The sequence below is a fragment of the Parvibaculum sp. genome (assembly GCF_049672805.1).
GTDB lineage: Bacteria > Pseudomonadota > Alphaproteobacteria > Parvibaculales > Parvibaculaceae > Parvibaculum.
Genome location: NZ_JBATWS010000178.1, coordinates 1 through 3,680, shown reverse-complemented (window position 1 = coordinate 3,680; position 3,680 = coordinate 1). Strand labels below are relative to the sequence as shown.

Below are 3,680 nucleotides of genomic sequence, written 5' to 3'. Positions count from 1 at the left end.
GCTGGCCGCGCCGGAGACGGAGTTTCTCGGCCTTCGCGGTCTGTTCATTCAGGCGCGTCGCTCGGGAGATCGCGAAAAGGCGCTTGGCTATGCGCGCCGTGCTTTCACACTTCGCCCGCAGACGCCCTGGGCGGCGCAGGCCGTGTTTGAAATCGAAGCAGCAGGCGAGGACTGGGACGCGGCGCTTGCAACGCTTGACCGGACGGTTTCGGCAAAGCTCATTGCGCGCGATGAAGCGCGCCGCCGCCGCGCCGTGCTTCTGACGGCGCAAGCCATGACGGCGCTTGAAGCCGCCCGTGCCCAGGCGCCGGAGGTGCGCACGCCAGCGCTCGAGAAGGCTTTGAAACTTGCGTCCGAAGCGGTGTCGCTTGAGCCGGACTTCGTGCCCGCCATTGCGCTTGCCGCGCGGCTTTATGCCGAGACGGGCAAGCAGCGCAGGGCTGTGAAGCTGATCGAAGACGCATGGACAAGGGCGCCGCATCCCGATCTCGCCGATGTCTGGCTCGAGATGGTGGAGGACGAAACCGGCTATGCCCGTGCCGAACGCGCAAGGGCGCTCGCGGCGCGCAATCCCGCTCATCGCGAGAGCCGCATTCTCGAAGCGCGCGGTGCCATTGGTGCGCGCGACTGGAAGAGCGCGCGGGCGGCGCTTTCTGCCTATGCGGGGCCGACGGCAAGCGAGGCGCCGACGCAACGCATCTGCGAATTGATGGCCGAGATCGAGGAAGGCGAGTTTGGCGACAGGGGGGCTGCGCGGAGCTGGCTCACCCGGGCGCTTCATGCGCCGGAAGACCCGCAATGGAGCGGGACAGGCTATCGCGCCCATCGCTGGTCGCCGATCAACCCCGTAACGGGCGAGTTTGACGGGCTGAAATGGGCGGCCCCCGAACTCCTGTCCGATCGCCTGCCTGTGGTGGCGGAGAGTGCGGACGAAGATGCGCCCGCCTCTGCGTCCGAAGGGCCGGCCGAAAAAGAGAGTGTCGAGACGGTCGAAATCGACACGGAGGTTCTTGCCTTCACCCCGCCTCTGCCGGATGATCCGGGAACGGATGATGAGGAAAGCGCCAGGCGCGGCGGGTAAGGGGAACGCAAATGATCAAACGGCTTCTGGTGGGCACGCTGACGCTGATCGTGCTCGCGTTTGCCGTCATCTTCATTTCGGTGGTGCAGTTTGATGTGCCGCGCGAGCAGCTTATTGGCCGCTATGCGGGGGGTGCTTCGCAATTTGTGACGCTTCCTTCAGGTGCAAGCGCGCATATTCGTGACGAGGGAGTTCCGGCAGGACCGGTGCTGGTGCTCATTCACGGCTCCAATGCCTCGCTCCATACATGGGAGCCATGGGTTGCCGAACTCGGTGACAGCTACCGGATCATCAGCATGGACCTGCCGGGCCACGGGCTGACGGGCCGGGTGCCGGGCGACGATTATTCGCGGGCGGGCATGGCGGCCTTTGTCGTCGAGGTGATGGACATGCTCCGCGTTGAGCGCTTCGCCATTGCGGGCAATTCAATGGGCGGCGGCGTGGCCGCACAGCTTGCGCTGACGCATCCCGAGCGGGTGAGCGCGCTCATTCTGGTGGATTCGGCCGGCATTCCCGTCGCGCGGGACGAAGATGACGTGCCGCTTGCCTTCCGCATCGCGCGGACGCCGGTTCTGAGCAAGATCATGTCGTTCATCCTGCCCCGCTCACTGGTGGAGGAGGGTGTGCGCAAGGTCTTTGTCGATCAGTCGAAAGTGACCGACGAGATGGTGTCGCGCTATTTCGACCTGTCGCTCCATGAGGGCAACCGCGAAGCGACGCGGATCCGCTTTGCGGGCTATGCCGCGCAGAATGAGGAGGTCTTTGCCGCCCGGCTGGCCGAAATCGCCATGCCGACCCTCATCCTCTGGGGCGACAAGGACGGGCTCATCCCGGTTTCGGCCGCGCATGAGTTCAAGGCGCGCATCCCCCATGCCGACCTCGTCATCTATGAGAATGTCGGCCATGTGCCGATGGAGGAAGTGGCCGGACAAAGCGCCGGGGATGTCCGCCGGTTTCTCGACGGGGCGCTTGCCGGCGGTGAAGCCGACAAATAGGGGCGAGAAGCGCGATTCCGGGCCTTCTCCCTGTTGCCAAAGGCGGCGGGGCAGGGTATCTGAAAGCCCTCGCGAGGGCCGGGCACCGCCCGCTCCGTCGCCGCTTTAGCTCAGTTGGTAGAGCACCTCATTCGTAATGAGGGGGTCGGGTGTTCGAGTCACCCAAGCGGCACCATTTTCCCGCGAAATCGACCCTTTTCCGCAAGCTTCTGTTTACCTGTCCTCAAGGAAAGGTCCCATATGCTGCAGGCCGGTCATCGGCGGGCGGTTACGGCGTTTCATGCACGGACAAGGGTCCATATCTCGAGGCCGCCGGAAATCGCTTCTGGCGGAATACTCTTCCAACCTCGGCGAGCTGATGTCGCGCCGCCGGTCGGAGGCTGCGCTGCGCTCGGCGAAAATCGAGTCGGAAATAGCGAGCCGCACCAAATCCGAGTTCCTCGCCAATATGAGCCATGAGCTGCGCACGCCTCTCAACGCCATTATCGGCTTCTCGGAATTCATCCAGCACATTGCCGACAGCGGCAAGTCGTCTGACAAGACGGCAGAATATGCGTCGCATATTGCGGCGGCGGGCAAGCATCTTCTCAACATCATCACGGACATTCTCGATATCTCGAAAATCGAGAGCGGCACTTTCGTGCTGAACCGCGAAATCTGCGATCTGCGCGAGCTGATCAATGCCTGCACGGTGCTGATCGAACCGCGCATCCGCGAGAAATCGCAGCTTCTGGAAATCAAGGCCGATCCTGTTCTGCCTGCCGTTCCTGTCGATGTGCGGCGCGTGAAGCAGGTGCTGATCAACCTGCTTTCCAATGCCCATAAATTCACCGGCGAGGGCGGGCGCATCGTGCTTGTGGCCACCGCTACACCGGATGGCGGCGTCACCATTGCCGTTGCCGATACGGGCATCGGCATGACGCGCGAGCAGATCGATCACGCGATGACGCCATTCGGACAGGTTCAGGCGAGCTATTCGCGCGGCCATGAGGGCACGGGTCTCGGCCTGCCGATTGCGGCGGCGCTGACGCGTCTTCACGGCGGTGAGTTTCAGGTCCATAGCGAGCCGGGCCGTGGAACGACCGTCTTTTTCACCTTACCCCCCGCGCGCAAGCTCGCGCCCGGTGCGTTTCAGCAAGGCGACAGATCATGAGCATTCCCTTCACCGCTCCTCAGGTCAGTGCTGACAGCCCCGAGGCGCCGCCTTTCGTGGATCGGCGCGGCCTGCCTGCCGCTCCGCCCAAGCGCATCGCTCATATTGTTTCTGTTTCCGGGTCGCAGGCGATTGCTGTTCTCGAACGGGAAGCGGGCAGCGAAGACGGATATCACCGTGTCGAGATCGGCCAGCTTGTGAAAATTCCGACGCCGCTTTCGGCCGTTGTGGGGCTTGTATCCGCCGTGAGCGCGCCCGCGCCTGCCAGTGGCGGCGGAGCGGAGGATATCCGCCTCATCGAACTCAATCTCGCAGGCGAAGTCGTGTCTGACCCGGCGAGCGGGCGTCTCACCTTTCGGCGCGGCGTGGCGCATTTGCCAACCATTGGCGACGGGGTGCTGCTTGCCGACCGGCACGACCTCACCCGGGTCTATACGCAGCCCAATGTGGC

The 3,680-nt window shown here is 63.8% G+C and carries 3 protein-coding genes, 1 tRNA gene and 1 pseudogene; all 5 read left to right on the top strand.

Annotation, left to right across the window (positions count from 1 at the left end; all coding sequences use genetic code 11):
- The coding region (locus WBF74_RS05845; protein WP_424436581.1) for a heme biosynthesis protein HemY at positions 1 to 1,081 on the top strand (1,081 nt) is incomplete at its 5' end.
- An 11-nt stretch (positions 1,082 to 1,092) separates the two neighbouring features.
- Positions 1,093 to 2,076, top strand: coding sequence for an alpha/beta fold hydrolase (locus tag WBF74_RS05840; RefSeq protein ID WP_424436578.1), 984 nt, complete (start codon positions 1,093 to 1,095; stop codon positions 2,074 to 2,076).
- 99 nt (positions 2,077 to 2,175) lie between these two features.
- Positions 2,176 to 2,251, top strand: a tRNA-Thr gene (locus WBF74_RS05835).
- Between the two features lie 183 nt (positions 2,252 to 2,434).
- Positions 2,435 to 3,229 (top strand): sensor histidine kinase, encoded by a 795-nt coding sequence (locus tag WBF74_RS05830; RefSeq protein ID WP_424436575.1) that lies wholly within the window; start codon positions 2,435 to 2,437, stop codon positions 3,227 to 3,229.
- A pseudogene (locus WBF74_RS05825) lies at positions 3,226 to 3,680 on the top strand (hypothetical protein); the annotation flags it as partial. The gene WBF74_RS05830 and the pseudogene WBF74_RS05825, both read left to right, overlap by 4 nt.

What these genes read in the sequence shown, in the direction of transcription:
- WBF74_RS05840 (WP_424436578.1), top strand. Translation starts at nt 1,093, where the DNA reads ATGATCAAACGGCTTCTGGTGGGCACGCTGACGCTGATCGTGCTCGCG.
- WBF74_RS05830 (WP_424436575.1), top strand. Translation starts at nt 2,435, where the DNA reads ATGTCGCGCCGCCGGTCGGAGGCTGCGCTGCGCTCGGCGAAAATCGAG.